Annotated in this window: 15 protein-coding genes, 1 tRNA gene and 1 pseudogene; 10 read left to right on the top strand and 7 right to left on the bottom strand. The window is 66.6% G+C overall.

Going from position 1 to position 15,286, the window contains the following annotated elements:
- Positions 1 to 97: 97 nt before the first annotated feature.
- The 8 genes from pdhA to J7346_RS03160 all read left to right on the top strand — a co-directional run bounded on the left by pdhA (position 98) and on the right by J7346_RS03160 (position 8,586).
- Complete coding sequence (gene pdhA / locus J7346_RS03195; protein ID WP_209117691.1) at positions 98 to 1,117, top strand: pyruvate dehydrogenase (acetyl-transferring) E1 component subunit alpha; 1,020 nt, start codon at positions 98 to 100, stop codon at positions 1,115 to 1,117.
- A 2-nt stretch (positions 1,118 to 1,119) separates the two neighbouring features.
- Positions 1,120 to 1,563 carry a DUF6794 domain-containing protein gene (locus J7346_RS03190; protein ID WP_209117689.1) on the top strand — a complete coding sequence of 148 codons (444 nt, stop codon included), beginning with the start codon at positions 1,120 to 1,122 and terminating at the stop codon, positions 1,561 to 1,563.
- Positions 1,560 to 2,918, top strand: coding sequence for a pyruvate dehydrogenase complex E1 component subunit beta (locus J7346_RS03185; protein ID WP_209117687.1), 1,359 nt, complete (start codon positions 1,560 to 1,562; stop codon positions 2,916 to 2,918). The genes J7346_RS03190 and J7346_RS03185 overlap by 4 nt, the downstream gene beginning before the upstream one ends.
- Positions 2,915 to 3,214, top strand: coding sequence for a DUF5076 domain-containing protein (locus tag J7346_RS03180; RefSeq protein WP_209117685.1), 300 nt, complete (start codon positions 2,915 to 2,917; stop codon positions 3,212 to 3,214). The genes J7346_RS03185 and J7346_RS03180 overlap by 4 nt, the downstream gene beginning before the upstream one ends.
- A 7-nt stretch (positions 3,215 to 3,221) precedes the next feature.
- Complete coding sequence (locus tag J7346_RS03175) at positions 3,222 to 4,475, top strand: pyruvate dehydrogenase complex dihydrolipoamide acetyltransferase (RefSeq protein ID WP_209117683.1); 1,254 nt, start codon at positions 3,222 to 3,224, stop codon at positions 4,473 to 4,475.
- Positions 4,476 to 4,485: 10 nt separating this feature from the next.
- Complete coding sequence (gene lpdA, locus J7346_RS03170; protein WP_209117681.1) at positions 4,486 to 5,892, top strand: dihydrolipoyl dehydrogenase; 1,407 nt, start codon at positions 4,486 to 4,488, stop codon at positions 5,890 to 5,892.
- Between the two features lie 111 nt (positions 5,893 to 6,003).
- Positions 6,004 to 6,747, top strand: coding sequence for a DUF305 domain-containing protein (locus J7346_RS03165; protein WP_209117680.1), 744 nt, complete (start codon positions 6,004 to 6,006; stop codon positions 6,745 to 6,747).
- Positions 6,748 to 6,768: 21 nt separating this feature from the next.
- The gene (locus J7346_RS03160; protein WP_209117679.1) at positions 6,769 to 8,586 is read left to right on the top strand and encodes a hypothetical protein; all 1,818 of its coding nucleotides are present in this window, start codon (positions 6,769 to 6,771) and stop codon (positions 8,584 to 8,586) included.
- A 104-nt stretch (positions 8,587 to 8,690) separates the two neighbouring features.
- Here J7346_RS03160 and J7346_RS03155 read toward each other — a convergent pair whose 3' ends face one another.
- From J7346_RS03155 to J7346_RS03130, 6 genes and pseudogenes are all read right to left on the bottom strand, one after another.
- Entirely contained in the window at positions 8,691 to 9,395 is a 705-nt protein-coding gene (locus tag J7346_RS03155) for a flavodoxin family protein (protein WP_209117677.1), read from the bottom strand.
- A gap of 16 nt (positions 9,396 to 9,411) precedes the next feature.
- Positions 9,412 to 10,215 carry an MBL fold metallo-hydrolase gene (locus J7346_RS03150; RefSeq protein ID WP_209117675.1) on the bottom strand — a complete coding sequence of 268 codons (804 nt, stop codon included), beginning with the start codon at positions 10,213 to 10,215 and terminating at the stop codon, positions 9,412 to 9,414.
- The gene (locus tag J7346_RS03145) at positions 10,212 to 11,000 is read right to left on the bottom strand and encodes a TatD family hydrolase (RefSeq protein ID WP_209117673.1); all 789 of its coding nucleotides are present in this window, start codon (positions 10,998 to 11,000) and stop codon (positions 10,212 to 10,214) included. Before J7346_RS03145 ends, J7346_RS03150 begins: the two co-directional genes overlap by 4 nt.
- Positions 10,994 to 11,977: a DNA polymerase III subunit delta' gene (locus J7346_RS03140; RefSeq protein WP_209117671.1), complete on the bottom strand. Its 984-nt coding sequence runs from the start codon at positions 11,975 to 11,977 to the stop codon at positions 10,994 to 10,996. Before J7346_RS03140 ends, J7346_RS03145 begins: the two co-directional genes overlap by 7 nt.
- Complete coding sequence (gene tmk, locus J7346_RS03135) at positions 11,974 to 12,618, bottom strand: dTMP kinase (protein WP_209117669.1); 645 nt, start codon at positions 12,616 to 12,618, stop codon at positions 11,974 to 11,976. The genes J7346_RS03140 and tmk overlap by 4 nt, the downstream gene beginning before the upstream one ends.
- Before the next feature lie 86 nt (positions 12,619 to 12,704).
- Positions 12,705 to 13,091: pseudogene (locus J7346_RS03130) on the bottom strand (septal ring lytic transglycosylase RlpA family protein); the annotation flags it as partial.
- A gap of 306 nt (positions 13,092 to 13,397) precedes the next feature.
- Between J7346_RS03130 and J7346_RS03125 the strand changes: the two are divergent.
- Positions 13,398 to 13,487 (top strand) — tRNA-Ser (locus J7346_RS03125).
- A 76-nt stretch (positions 13,488 to 13,563) separates the two neighbouring features.
- Here J7346_RS03125 and J7346_RS03120 read toward each other — a convergent pair.
- Complete coding sequence (locus tag J7346_RS03120) at positions 13,564 to 14,205, bottom strand: TetR/AcrR family transcriptional regulator (protein WP_209117667.1); 642 nt, start codon at positions 14,203 to 14,205, stop codon at positions 13,564 to 13,566.
- A 66-nt stretch (positions 14,206 to 14,271) separates the two neighbouring features.
- Here J7346_RS03120 and J7346_RS03115 point away from each other — a divergent pair, with 66 nt between their 5' ends.
- Entirely contained in the window at positions 14,272 to 15,234 is a 963-nt protein-coding gene (locus J7346_RS03115; protein WP_209117665.1) for a homocysteine S-methyltransferase family protein, read from the top strand.
- Positions 15,235 to 15,286 lie beyond the last annotated feature (52 nt).

Here is a 15,286-nt window from a genome sequence, read left to right as displayed (position 1 = left end):
GGGCCGCTTTGCGTTTTCGGAACGAAGGCTGCTAAAGCCGCTTTCGTAATGACAGGCCGCGCGCAGGTGCGACGGGCCGCAAAGCCGGGAGGCCCGGATGGCGAAAGCCGCCGCACAGAAATCCACATCGACCAGGCGGTCCAACGGTCCGGCCGCGACCAAGGAAGACCTGCTGCGCTACTATCGCGAGATGGTGCTGATCCGCCGCTTCGAGGAGCGCGCGGGCCAGCTGTACGGCATGGGACTGATCGGCGGCTTCTGCCACCTGTACATCGGCCAGGAGGCCGTGGCCGTCGGCGTTCAGGAGAGCGTCAAGCAGGGCCACGACAAGATCATCACCGGCTACCGGGACCATGGGCATATGCTGGCCGCGGGCATGGACCCCAAAGAGGTCATGGCCGAGCTGACCGGTCGCATCGGCGGCTCGTCGAAGGGCAAGGGCGGCTCGATGCACATGTTCGACGTGCCGACCGGCTTCTATGGCGGTCACGGCATCGTCGGTGCGCAGGTCGCCCTGGGCACGGGTCTGGCCTTCTCGGGTCGCTATCGGGGCGATGACTCGGTCGCCTTCGTCTATTTCGGCGATGGCGCGGCCAATCAGGGGCAGGTCTACGAAAGCTTCAACATGGCCCAGCTGTGGAAGCTGCCGGCCATCTACATCATCGAGAACAACCAGTACGCCATGGGCACGAGCATCGAGCGCTCGTCGTCGACGACCGATCTCAGCCAGCGCGGTGCCAGTTTCGGCATCCCGGGCGAGCAGGTCGACGGCATGGACGTCATCGCCGTGCGAGACGCCGTGGCCAAGGCCGTGAAGCGCGCGCGCGACGGAGAGGGGCCCTATATCCTCGAGGTGAAGACCTATCGCTACCGCGGCCACTCCATGTCGGATCCGGCCAAATATCGTTCGAAGGAAGAGGTCGACACCGTCAAGACGACCCGCGACCCGATCGAGCATGTGAAGAAGCTGCTGGCCGAGGCCAAGGCGACCGAGGACGAGATCAAGGCCATTGATGCCGAGATCAAGGGCATCGTCGCGGAAGCCGTCCAGTTCGCCCAGGAAAGCCCCGAGCCGGATCCATCCGAGCTCTACACTGACGTCTATGTGGAGGCGTGAGCATGTTTTCGCTGCTCGCCATTCTCGCTGGGCCGGCTGTCCAAGACCCCGCTGCAGAAACGAAGGCGCTTGCTGACTGTGCCCCGACCACACTCGAAGCCACATTCGTGTGCCTCGACACGCACTGGACGTCGCGGGCTGAATATAAGGCCCTTAGCTACGATGACACGGTAATGGCCCACTTCGGCATAGGGATGTGGATGCGAAACAACTGGGGCCTGTGGGGTGGTGGTCCTTTGGCCAGGCACTTCAATGAGATGGGAATTGAGCACCCAGACGACATGTCTGGGATCATCCTGAAATCTTACTGGCTCTATCTCCACGACTGTCCCCAGGGCGTCGATGAACAAGTCGCTTTCTACCGAGACTACTGGGATCGGAGTGAGGGCGAAGACTCAATTCCGGAGCCGATTTTGGATTGCACTGCAGGAGCCAGCGCTCAATGACCGACATTCTGATGCCGGCGCTGTCGCCCACGATGGAAGAGGGCACGCTGACCAAGTGGCACATCAAGGCGGGAGACACGGTCTCTGCCGGACAGGTGATCGCCGAGATCGAGACGGACAAGGCGACCATGGAGGTCGAGGCCGTTGATGAGGGCGAAGTGCTGGAAATCCTCGTGGCTGAAGGCTCCGAGGGCGTGAAGGTCAACACCCCTATCGCCCGCCTGTCGGGCGACGATGGTGCGGCAGCCCCCGCACCCGAAGCGCCCAAGGCGGAGGCAAAAGCCGAGGACGCGCCCGGCACGGAAGGCGCGCCGGCCGATGCGCCGGTCAAGCCGAAGACCGAGCTGAAGGATCCCGAGATCCCGGCCGATGCCAAGCTGGTCAAGACCACCATCCGCGACGCCCTGCGCGACGCCATGGCCGAGGAAATGCGCCGCGACGAGAACGTCTTCCTGATCGGGGAAGAGGTCGCCCAGTACCAAGGCGCCTACAAGGTCAGTCGCGAGCTGCTGCAGGAGTTCGGCGACAAGCGCGTCGTCGACACCCCGATCACCGAGCACGGCTTTGCCGGTCTGGGCGTGGGCGCCGCCATGGCGGGGCTGAAGCCGATCGTCGAGTTCATGACGTTTAACTTCGCCATGCAGGCCATCGACCACATCATCAACTCGGCCGCCAAGACGCTTTACATGTCGGGCGGCCAGATCCGGGCGCCCATCGTCTTCCGCGGCCCCAACGGCGCCGCCAGCCGCGTGGCGGCCCAGCACAGCCAGGACTATTCGGCCTGGTACGCGCAGGTGCCGGGGCTGAAGGTCGTCGCGCCCTATGATGCGGCCGACGCCAAGGGGCTGCTGAAGGCCGCCATCCGCGACCCGAACCCCGTCGTCTTCCTCGAACACGAGATGATGTACGGCCTGGAGTTCGACGTGCCGGACGTCGAGGACTACGTCCTGCCGATCGGCAAGGCCAAGGTCCGCCGCGAGGGCGCGGACGTCACCATCACCTGCCATAGCCGCATGGTCGGCTTCGCCCTGCAGGCCGCCGAGAAGCTGGCGGAAGAGGGGATCGAGGCCGAGGTCGTCGACCTGCGCACCCTGCGTCCGCTGGATCACGAGACGATCGTCGAGAGCGTGAAGAAGACCAACCGTCTGGTCTCGGCCGAGGAAGGCTGGGGCCCCATGGGCGTCGGCGCCGAGGTCGCGGCTCGCGTGATTGAGCACGCCTTTGACTATCTGGATGCGCCGCCGCTGCGCGTGCACCAGGAAGATGTGCCGCTGCCCTATGCCGCCAATCTGGAAGCCCTGTCGCTGCCCGGCGTCGACAAGATCATCGAGGCGGTGAAGGCGGTGACCGCATGACCCAGGAGCCGACCCAGTTCCAGCTGACGACGCCGGAAAGTGTCGCCTCCGATCCCGACGCCGTCGAACTGACGCGCATGTGGTGGTCGAAGGGCGAGCCGGTCATGTCGATCAAGCCGGCCTTCACCGACCCCCGCCAGTATGGCCACATGCTGGCTCTGGCGGCGAAACACATGGCCCACGGCTATGCCGTTCGTCACGGCCACGACGAGCGCCAGGCCTATAATCTGATCCTCGAGGGCTTCTCGGAAATCCTGAAGCGCAACGACGTCCAGACCGTCGTCGAGAAGGAGTGAGCGTCGCATGACCGACATTCTGATGCCGGCCCTGTCTCCGACGATGGAAGAGGGCGTGCTGGCCAAATGGCACATCAAGGTCGGCGACACCGTCTCGGCCGGTGACGTCATCGCCGAGATCGAGACCGACAAGGCGACCATGGAGGTCGAGGCCGTCGATGAAGGCGAGGTCCTCGAAATCCTGGTCGAGGCCGGCACCGAGGGCGTGAAGGTCAACACCCCCATCGCCCGCCTGGCCGGAGACGACATCGCGCCTGCGCCGAAGAAGGCCGAGGCAGCCAAACCCGAGGCCGAGACCAAACCGGAGGCGAAAGCCGAAAAGGCCGAGGCCCCCAAGGCGCCGCCGGCTCCGGCCAGGGACGGCGAGCGGATCTTTGCCTCCCCGCTGGCCCGCCGCATCGCCGCGCAGAACGGCGTCGACCTGAAGTCGGTCAAGGGCACGGGCCCGCACGGCCGCATCGTCAAGCGCGACGTCGAAGGCATGAAGGGCGGCACCGCATCGGCTTCCTCCGCCCCGGCGAAGGGCGAACCGCGTCAGGTGCTGTCGCTTGAGCAACAGGGCATCGCGCCCGGTAGCTACGACCTCGTCCCGCTGGACGGCATGCGGAAGGCCATCGCGCGCCGCCTGACCGACAGCTTCCGCGACGTGCCGCACTTCCCTCTGACCATCGACTGCGAGATCGACGGCCTGCTGGCGGCCCGCGCCCAGGTCAACGCCCTGCTGGAACCGCAGGGGGTCAAGGTGTCGGTGAACGACTTTATCATGAAGGCGGTCGCCATGGCCCTGAAGGCCGTGCCCGAGGCCAATGCCAGCTACACGCCCGAGGGCATCGCCATGCACCACCATGCCGATGTCGCCATGGCCGTGGCCATCGACGGCGGCCTGATCACGCCGATCATCCGCAAGGCGGAGACCAAATCGCTGGCCGAGATCGCCACCGAGTCCAGGGACCTGGCCAAACGCGCCCGCGACCGCAAGCTGAAGCCCGAGGAGTTCCAGGGCGGCACCTTCTCGGTCTCGAATCTCGGCATGTTCGGCATCAAGTCGTTCGCCTCGATCATCAACGAGCCCCAGGGCGCGATCATGAGCGTGGGAGCAGGGGAGAAGCGTCCCGTCGTGCGCGGCGACAGCCTGGCGGTCGCGACCGTCATGACCGTCACCCTGACCTGCGATCACCGCGTCGTCGACGGCGCGGTCGGCGCCCGCTTCCTGCAGGCCTTCAAACCGATGATCGAAAACCCCGTGACGATGCTGGCGTAAGGACGACACTGTGGCTGACACCTTCGATCTCATCGTCATCGGCTCGGGTCCGGGCGGCTATGTCGCGGCCATCCGCGCCAGCCAGCTGGGCCTGAAGGTCGGCATCGTCGAGCGCGAGAACCTGGGCGGCATCTGCCTGAACTGGGGCTGCATCCCGACCAAGGCCTTGCTCAAGTCGGGCGAGAAGTACGAAAGCCTGTCGCACCTCAAGGACTATGGTCTGTCGGCCGACAAGGTCGGCTTTGACTTCGAGGCCATCATCCAGCGCTCGCGCAAGGTCGCCAAACAGCTGAACAGCGGCGTTGGCTTCCTGATGAAGAAGCACAAGATCGAGGTCATCGAAGGCACGGCGAAGCTGGAAAAGGGCACGGCGGCCCCGAAGGTGGTCGTGGCCCTGAACGCCGGCGGCAACCGCACGCTGGAGGCCAAATCCGTCATGCTGGCGGTGGGAGCGCGTGCGCGCGCCATCCCCCAGATCGGGCTGGAAGCCGACGGCGATCGCATCTGGGCCTACCGCGAGGCCATGGCGCCGAAATTCATGCCGAAGTCGGTCGTCGTGATCGGCTCGGGCGCCATCGGTATCGAGTTCGGCAGCTTCTATCGCGCGCTCGGTGCCGAAGTGACCGTGGTCGAAGCTGTCGACCGCATCATGCCCGTCGAGGACATTGAGGTCTCGAAGGCCGCCCAGAAGGCGTTCGAAAAGCGCGGCATGAAATTCCGCACCGGCTGCAAGGTGACCAGGGTCAGCAAGGACAAGTCGGGCGTGAAGGTCGCCATCGAGGCGGGCGGCGAGGCCGAAACGCTCGAGGCCGAGGTCTGCATCTCGGCTGTCGGCATCACCGCCAACACGGACGGCATTGGTCTCGAGGCGCTGGGCGTCAATATGGAGCGCGGCCACATCACCATCGACGGTCACTGCCAGACCAATGTGAAGGGGCTGTACGCCATCGGCGACTGCGCCGGCGCGCCCTGGCTGGCGCACAAGGCCTCGCACGAGGGCATCCACGCCGCCGAACACATCGCCGGTTTCAAGACCCCCAACGTCCATTCACCCATCGCCGGCTGCACCTACGCCCAGCCGCAGGTCGCCTCGGTCGGCGTCACAGAACAGCAGGCGAAAGAGGAAAAGCGCGAGGTCAAGATCGGCCGCTTCCCCTTCAAGGTGAATGGCAAGGCCATCGCCTCGGGTGAAACCGAGGGCTTTGTGAAGACCATCTTTGACGCGAAGACCGGCGCCCTGATCGGGGCCCATATGATCGGCGCCGAAGTCACCGAGATGATCCAGGGCTATGTCACCGCCATCACCCTGGAGGCGACCGAGGAAGACATCCACGGCATCGTCTATCCGCACCCGACCGTGTCCGAGGCGATGCACGAAGCCGCCCTCGACGCCTACGGCCGCGTCCTGCACATCTGACTCTCCGCCAAACATGAGCGATTTGTAAGGTTGGGGCAGGGGGCTTTTGCCTTGCCTGTCCGACCGTTGCGGACCTAGTCTGCCCACCGTTGTGCGTGGGGGAGTAGCGTCTTGCTGAAACTTTTGGGCCTTGTGGCCGCCGGACTGGTGCTGGGTCAGGACCCGTCTCAGGATCCGGCCGACACGGCGCCGATCGTCAATCCGGGCGCGCCCGGCGCAGCGACCCGTCAGATCACGGCGGGGGAGGCGGTTGACCTCAGCCGCACGACCCACACGGCCGAGGACGTGCGCTTCATGCAGCACATGATCGTCCACCACGCCCAGGCCGTGGAAATGGTCGCCTTGCTCGAGACGCGCGGCAGTTCGCCCGCCGTCCGCACCATGGGCCGTCGGATCGCCCTCAGCCAGGAAGCCGAAATCGATCTGATGCGGAACTGGCTGCTGTCGCGCGGCCTGCCGCTTGAGCCGACCGACCTGCACGCCGGACACACCATGACGCCCGCGCCCGCCAGCGGCGGACACGACGGTCACGCCGGCCATATGGATCACGGCGCCGGCCACGATGCGCACGGCACAGCGGCCGCGCCGACCGACCCTGATGAAATCCCCCTGATGCCGGGCATGCTGTCGCCGGCCCAGATGCGCCGCCTGGCGGCCGCCGAGGGGCCCGAGTTTGACCGCCTGTTCCTCTCGGGCATGATCCAGCACCACCAGGGCGCCCTCGACATGGTCGACGAACTGCTGGCCCTGCCGGACTCGGGCAATGACCCGATGCTGTCCGACTTCCTGTCTTCCGTGGTGGCCGATCAGTCGGCCGAAATCCTGCGAATGCAGTCCCTTCTGTCTGATCACTGAGTCCCAACCAAAGGAACGGCCATGTTTGTCCGCAAAGCCCTGTATTCCTCCGCTGCTGCCGTCGCCGTCCTCCTGGGCGCGACCTCGGTCATGGCGCAGGTCCAGGAAATCCCCTCCGATGTCCGCACGTCGCTGGCTCCCGGCATCCACGACGCCGCCCAGGCCGCCGAAGGCATGGTGCTCGAGCATGCCGTGACGCCGCCGCCCGGCTTCTTCGACCCGGACGCCATCTTCGCGCCGCCGACCACGCGCGAGGAGGCCGAGGCCATGCGCGCCAACCCGCCGCGCTACAGCCCGCTGGCCCTCGCCAACAGCGACATGGCCGTTTCGGACGGCAAGCTGTTCGTCGGCAACTTCAACGGCTTCAACATCTACGACATCAGCGGGCAAGGCGCCCCGGAACTGGTCGTCTCGGTCGTCTGTCCGGGCGGGCAGGGGGACCTGTCGGTCCACGGCAACCTGCTGTTCATGTCAGTCGAGCAGAACAACGGTCGGATCGATTGCGGTGCCTCGGGCGCCAGCGGGGCGGTGAATGCGGAGCGCTTCCGCGGCGTCCGCATCTTCGACATCACGGACATCAAGGCCCCGCGTCAGGTGGCGGCGGTCCAGACGTGCCGGGGTTCGCACACCCACACCCTCGTGCCGTCGGCCGACCCGCGCACCCTCTATGTCTACAACTCGGCCACCTCTGGCGTGCGTCGCAGTGACGAGCTGTCGATCTGCTCGGACGGCGAGCCCGGCACCAACCCCGAGACCGCGCTCTACTCGATCGACGTGATCGAGGTGCCGCTGGATCACCCGGAGAACGCCGCCATCGTCAACCGGCCGCGCATCTTCGCCGACCGTGAGACCGGCGCCGTCGCCGGCCTGTGGATGGGCGGGCGCGCCGGCGTCAGCAGCCAGGCCACCGCGCGCACCAACCACTGCCACGACATCACCGTCTTCCCGGAGCTGAACCGGGCGGCCGGTGCCTGCAGCGGCAACGGCATCCTGCTCGATATCTCGGATCCGAAGAATCCGCAGCGGATTTCGGACATCTTCGACCCGGACATGGCCTACTGGCACTCGGCGACCTTCGCCAACAGCGGCGACAAGGTCGTGTTCACGGACGAGTGGGGCGGGGGCACCTCGCCGCGCTGCACGGCCGAGGCTCCCGGCAACTGGGGCGCCAACCTGGTGGCCACCATCACCAACGGCGAACTGCGCGGCCGCGCCTTCCACAAACTGCCGTCGGTCCAGGGCGCCAATGAGAACTGCGTCGCGCACAACGGCAACATCATCCCGGTGCCGGGTCGCGACCTGATGGTCCAGGCCTGGTATCAGGGCGGCGTCTCGGTCATGGACTTCACCGATCCGATGCGTCCGGTCGAGATCGCCTATTTCGACCGCGGTCCGCTGGGTGAACGCCTGATGATCGGCGGTTCCTGGTCGGCCTACTGGCTGAACGGCCGCATCTACTCCAGCGAGATCGCCCGCGGCATCGACGTGCTGCGTCTGGTCCCGTCGGATCAGCTGTCGGCGGCCGAGATCGCCGCTGCCGAAGCCGTCCACATGGACGTTATCAACCCGCAAACCCAGACCCGTATCAGCTGGGCTGACACGCCCGACGTCGCCGGCGCCTATCTGGACCAGCTGCACCGGTCGGAAAGCATCTCGGGCGACATGCACCATCAGGTGATGGGCGTGATCGACGGCTGGCGCCGCGGTCGCATCAACGCCGGGGCCGCACGGACGGCCGCTGCTTCGCTGAACGAGGCGGCGGGTGCCCAGGGCGTCAACCCGATCGACGCCGGTCGCATGAAGGCTCTGGCCGAAGTGCTGATCCGCGCCGCAGGCTAGGTTCTGCACCACAGACAGGGGAGCCCGCCGGAGCGATTCCGGCGGGCTTTTCCGTAAGTCCGTTTATCGCCTAAGATATATTATGTGAAATTGTGGGCGCCGGCTTACCGGTATTCCGGATTGGGATGGTCGAAGCGCTCGCCCTTGTCCCAGGCGGTCTTCTGGTTGCCATGGGCCGGAATGCCGCCCGCATCCTTGAGCATGCGCGCCAGATGCATCAGGTTCCAGGCCATGAAGGTCGCGTTGCGCTGGGTGAACTCGTTGTCGAGCCCGACCTTGCCATCGTCGCCATAGGACGGCCCCGGGCCCGCTTCGCCAATCCAGCCGGCGTCCGCCTGCGGCGGGATCACGTAACCGAGATGTTGCAAGGAATACAGCACGTTCATGCCAACATGTTTGATGCCGTCTTCATTGCCCGTAACGATGCAGCCGCCGACGCGGCCGTAATAGGCATACTGGCCCTTGTCGTTCAGCTTGCCCGAATAGCCGTACAGCCGCTCGATCACGCGCGTGCAGATCGAGGATTTGTCGCCGAGCCAGATCGGCGTGGCGATCACAAGAATGTCGGCTTCCATCACCTGCTTCTGCACCTTGGGCCAGCCGTCGGTGTCGAAGCCGTGCTCGGTCATGTCGGGCTGCACACCCGGCGGGATGTCCAGATCCGCGCACCGCAGCGTGGTCGTCGAGACTCCGTTGGCCTTCATGATGCCGATCGCCACATCCATCAGCGTCTGGGTGTGCGAGGTCTCGCCCCCGCGCTTCAGGCTGCAGTTGAGGAACAGCGCCTTGAGATCGTCGTATTGGGCCATGCGAGGAGTCCTTTGGTCAAAGACTGAAGCGCGCGGTCCATCCGTCATGGGCGACATCGACATGGGCCGGCAGGCGCGACTTCAGCGACTGATAGTCGAGGTCGAGATGCAGGTTGGTCAGTACAGCGCGCGGCACGCCGGTTCGTTCAATCCACTCCAGGGCCTGGTCCACGTGGGCGTGGGTCGGATGCGGCGTCCAGCGCAAGGCATCCACGATCCAGAGTTCGCTTCCCCGGACCGCGTCCAGCGCCGCTTCATCCATCGCATCAACATCACTGGAGTAACTGACGGGGCCAAGGCGATATCCGACCGAGCGGATCGGGCCATGACCCTGATCAAAGGTCACGACCGGGATGGTGCCGCCCGGACCTTCCAAACCCCAGGGCGCACCGTGGTCCGGGATGTCGCGCGCCTCCAGCAAGGCGGGATAGCCCTGCTGGCTCTCGAAGATGTAGCGAAACCGTCCTTCGAGGGCCTCGCGCGTGGCAGCGTCCATCCACGCCGGTATGCGGGCCCGGCTGCGCATCACGAACACCCTCAGATCGTCGATGCCGTGGGTCTGGTCGGCGTGGTCATGGGTGTATAGCACGCCATCGACGCGGGTGAGGCCGGCCGCCAGCGCCTGGGCGCGCAGGTCGGGCGAGGTGTCGATCAGGACCGCCGTCTCGCCCCCCTCCCCCTTCAGCCGCGCCAGCATCGAGCACCGCATGCGCCGGTTGCGCGGCTCCGACGGGTCGCACGCGCCCCAGTCGCCATCGCCGCGCGGCACCCCGCCCGACGAGCCGCAGCCCAGAATCGTGACCTCCAGCGCGCGTGTCATGCGCCCTCCGGCCGCGGGATCCGGTCGAACAGCGCAAAGAAGGCGTCGGTCGTCCGGCGCTCGGCCTCGTCACGGCCCCAGCCCCGGATTTCAGCCAGCTTGTCCAGCACGTGGCCGATATAGGCCGGCTCGTTCCGGCGCCCCCGGTGCGGGACCGGCGCCAGATAGGGACAGTCCGTCTCGACGATGATCCGGTCCGCCGGCATGGCCCGGATGACCGCGCGCACATCCTCGGCGGCCTTGAAGGTCGCGATACCCGAGACGGAGAACCATGCACCCAGTTCCGTTGCCAGTTCCGCGAGTTCCGGCCCACTGGTGTAGCAGTGCATCAAGAGCTTGAACGGGCTGGCGGCCATCTCGGCGCGCAGGATGTCCGCCATCACCTCGTCCGCCTCCCGCGTATGGACGACCAGTGGCAGCCCCGTCTGGCGCGCGGCCTCGACATGCACCCGGAACACGGCCGCCTGGACCTCACGCGGGCTGAGGTCATAGTGGAAGTCCAGCCCGCACTCCCCTATTCCCACAACCTTTTCTCGCGCAGCCAGCGTGACCAGCCGCTCGACCGTCAAATCCTCATAATGCCGGGCTTCATGAGGGTGCACCCCGACGGTGCACCAGATGTCGTCATGCGCCATCGCCAGTCCATGCGTGGCCTCGAACGTCGACAGGCGGTCCGAAATCTCGACCATCAGCGCCACACCGGCCTCGCGGGCGCGGGCGATCACGGCATCGCGGTCCTCGTCGAACTGGGGGGCGTGCAGATTGACGTGGCTGTCGATCAGCATGCGGCGCTCCGTCGGACCCGTTCCAGCTCGGCCATCAGGCTGAACAGCACGTCCGGGCGGTCCAGGTTCAGTCCGGCCGTCTGCTCGGAGCGCGACTGGATGCGCGACCACAGATCGGCCCAGGCCTCGGCCCCGGCTCCACCCTCCAGCGCGCGGCCTCGGGCCGCTGCCGCCAGGCGGTCCAGCAGCAGCTCGAACCGCGGCGCAGCCTCGGCCCGCCGGAAGCTCTCGGCGGCCGCAATCACCGCCTTCATGTCGGCCGGACCGCGCTCGACCCAGTCACGTACCAGAACATCCAGCTCGGCGACCTCATTGCCCGCCAGCGCCAGCGCGCGACCGGGCGATCCTCCCGCTGCCTCCGCCGCCGCGCGCGCCTGGTCCTCGTCCAGACCCATACGCGCCTGCACCAGATCGGTGAGCCGCGCCACGGGCCATGCGGGAAAGGTCAGCCGCCGGCAGCGCGACCGGATCGTCGGCAGCAGTCGTCCGGGCGAATGCGCCACCAGGAACAGCACACCCCGCTCAGGCGGCTCTTCCAGAATCTTCAACAAAGCATTGGCAGCATTGACGTTCAGGTCGTCCGCACTGTCAACAATGGCGACCCGCCACTGCGCGCGCGAAGGGCTCTTGGCGAAGAAGCCCGGTAGTTCCCGCGCCTGATCGACCGAGATGGTGCGGCGCGCCTTGCTGCCCTCCGTCACCCGCTCCAGCACCATCAGGTCGGGGTGCGACTGGGCCGCGATCAGCCGGTTGGTCGGGTCCTCGGGCGCGCTCCCCAGCGGCCCGCGAGCGGGGTCGGCCGCTGCCCCCAGCAGACGCCGCGCGGCACGATAGGCAAAACCGGCCTTGCCCACCCCTTCCGGCCCGCACAGCATCCAGCCGTGGTGCAGGCGTCCGCCGCCCATCGCATCGGCAAAGGCCTGTTCGGCGGCGGGATGACTGACCTCGTCATAGCGGTCGCGCGGATGGCTGCTCACGCCTGCACCTCGGGCAGGGGCAGGGCGGCCTCGATCGTGGACCAGACCCGCCCGGCCACATCGTCCTCCGTACCCCGGGCGTCGATCAGGCGGCAGCGCTCGGGATGGCGCGCGGCGATATCGCGAAACGTGTGGCGCAGGCGTTCATGGAAGGCCAGTCCCTTGGACTCGAACCGCGTCTCGAACAGCCCCCGTCCGAAAGCCCGCTCCAGCCCCTCCTCAACCGGCAGGTCGAAGATCAGCGTCAGATCGGGTTGGTCGTCATCCACCACGGTCCGGTCCAGCTGTTCGATGAACGACTGGGGCACGCCCCCTCCCCCGCCCTGATAGGCCCGGCTGGAATCGGCAAAGCGGTCGCAGATCACCCAGTGCCCGGCCGCCAGCGCCGGCCGGATGGTGCGCTCCAGATGGTCGTTGCGCGCCGCAAACATCAGCAGCACTTCCGTCAGCGGCGACCAGCGCTCGCCCTCGCCATTCACGACCAGCTGGCGAATCGCCTCGGCGCCCGCCGAGCCGCCGGGCTCACGGGTCAGAAGCACCTCAAGGCCCTGCGCGCGCAGCCGTTCGGCCAGCCGGCCCGCCTGGGTCGACTTGCCGCTGCCCTCTCCCCCTTCGAAGGTGATGAACCGTCCGCGCGTCATCCGCCTAGAATGGCGGCACGCCCCCGGGAAACCAAGTCCGATGCGGGGATATCAACAGGCTCAGGATCAGACCCGGAGGGTCAGAGCCTCGGGGCCAGTCCCAGATAGCGCACCCGCACCCGCCCCACGCCCCGCTGCAACAGGCCCAGCTCCTCGGCCGCGCCGCGCGACAGATCGATGATCCGCTCGTCCACGAACGGACCCCGGTCGTTCACGCGCAGCACCACGCTGCGCCCGTTGTCCAGATTGGTGACCTCGACCAGCCCCGGCAGGGGCAGGGTCTTGTGAGCGGCCGTGAGGGCGTTCTGGTCAAACCGCTCGCCGGTTGCCGTCGGCCGACCATCGAAGCCGGGCCCGTACCAGGACGCCATACCGACCTCTTCATAGTCGGCATCTTCGGTCGGATAGTACCAGCGCCCGCGGATCTGATAGGGCCGCATGGTGCCCGACACGATCGGTGCCGGATTGTCGACGCGGATGTTTGTGCCCGCCCTCGATCCCCCGGTAAGGCCCGTCGCCCTGGCCCCGACCCGCACAGTCCCCGCCGCAAGGTTATAGCCGCCCTCGGCCACATCGCCCGCCAGCCCGGCCGCCGCCCCGACCGTGCCGCACGCCGACAGGCTCAGCCCCGCCAGAACGACGGACAGGGCGCGAAGGGGGGTGAAGGATCGGGCCATGCGGATACACCTCGAATTCGGTCTGAGGTCCGCATCATCGCCGGATCATTTTCTTCTTTGGTTAACGCCCCCTCCCCCTGCTATGACGCCGATCCACTCCGGGGACAGGTGGCCGAGTGGTTTAAGGCAGCGGTCTTGAAAACCGCCGTAGGTGGAAGCCTACCGTGGGTTCGAATCCCACCCTGTCCGCCATCGCCTTCCGTCTGCGCCCCCGAAGCGTTCCCGGCGCTTGGTCCGGGGCTTTGGCACCGGGCGGCGGACCGAGCCTTCAGGCGTCGACCGGGCTGAACAGCAGTCGAAGATAGGACCGCAACAGCAGGATCTGGTCGGGAAGGACGTCCGGTTCACCCAGGGCCTTCGACAGGATGATGCCGCCTTCGACGGTGTTCGAGATCATGTCCGCCACCGCGGAAAGGGACACCTGGTCTCGCGGCGGATGACGCTCTGCAATCGCCTCGAGCAATGGCAGAAACCGCTCCCGCCACTGCTGCACCGCGGCCCGGTTGAGGTCCCGCACCCCCGCGTCGAACATGCGTTCGCTGTAGCAATAGGTTGCGACAAGGCAGCCGGGGTGGCCGGTGGGAAGATCGCGCATCATCCGGGCCATGCCCTCCAGCGCTTCCAGCAGGCGCGTCAGCGGGTCGCCGCCCTCTTCACGTGTTGCCGCAAACAGCTGATCGAGAACCGCTTCCTCGTTGTCGATGTAACGCTGCAGCAAGGCCCGCGCGAGATCGTTCTTGTCCGAGAAATGATAGAAAAAGCCGTTCTTTGTGATGCCGGCCTCGGCCACGATTTCTTCGATCGAGGTCGCGCCGAACCCCTTGGCGAGCACCCCGGACTCGGCAATGTCGAGGATGCGATCACGCGTATGGCTGCCTTTGCGCATGGGACAAATTCGCTCGAACTGCACCGCAAGTCCACTAGGTCGCCCGGAAGCGCTCGACTAGCTGGCTGGCTCGTTCACAGGAGATGAGCCTTGACCCGCGCAAATGCCTTCCCCCCCTGTCGCCCGGACCGGCTCTATCTGACCGAGGGAGGGATCGAAACCGAGATCATGTACAAATGGGGGTTCGACCTTCCCCACTTTGCGATGTTCCCCCTGCTGGAGCAGCCGCAGGCGCGCGATGTCATCGCGGACATGTACCGCCGCTACCTGGCGGTCGCCGCGCGACGCGGCATGTGGGCCCTGATCGGCGGCTTCGACTATCGCGCCAGCCCTGACTGGGGACAACGGCTCGGCTATTCCCGGGAGGGCCTGCGCGACGCCAATCTGCAGTCGATCGACTTCCTGCGGGACCGGGTCCGGGAATTCGGCACTGACCTGCCGGGCGCCCTGTTCGTCGGCTATGTCGGCCCCCGTGGTGACGCCTACCGGCCCGGACGGCAGCTGGAGGTCGAGGAGGCGCGGGACTACCACGCGGTTCAGCTGGCCACCCTGCGCGAGGCACAGGTGGACCTCGCCTGGGCCGTCACCTTCAGTAGCCCCTCTGAGGCCATCGGTGTCGTGGAAGCGGGGCGAGAGGCGGGCTTGCCGGTCGCCGTATCCCTGTCACTCGACGGCACCTCACACCTCAACTCCGGGGCCTCGCTGGAGGCCGCGATCGCACAGATCGAAGAGGCCACAGCGGGTTATCCCGCCTTCTACTCGATCAACTGTTCCCACCCGCTGGAATTTGCGCCCGCCCTGACCGGCGGGGCGTGGATGGACCGCATTCGCTGTATCCGTCCCAATGCGGCGGCGATGGACAAGATCGCCCTGTGCAAACTCGGTCGTCTGGAAGAAGGGAACCCTGAGGAACTGGGCGACCAGATGGGCGATGTCGCGCGGCGCTTTCCGGCGATGGACATCTGGGGCGGCTGCTGCGGGACCAGCCACATCCACCTGGACCGGATCGCAGGCGCCGCCCTTCGGGTCAGGACGGGTGCGGTCCCGGCCTGAGAGGGCTCCGCACAAGTCTCCTGGCGTGGACCTCCGGAGCCATCTGCACTCC

Origin of the sequence: Brevundimonas sp. A19_0 (assembly GCF_017744255.1) — a bacterium.
GTDB lineage: Bacteria > Pseudomonadota > Alphaproteobacteria > Caulobacterales > Caulobacteraceae > Brevundimonas.
Note: the sequence above shows the minus strand (reverse complement) of the source record. Positions and strands in the feature narration are given on the sequence as shown.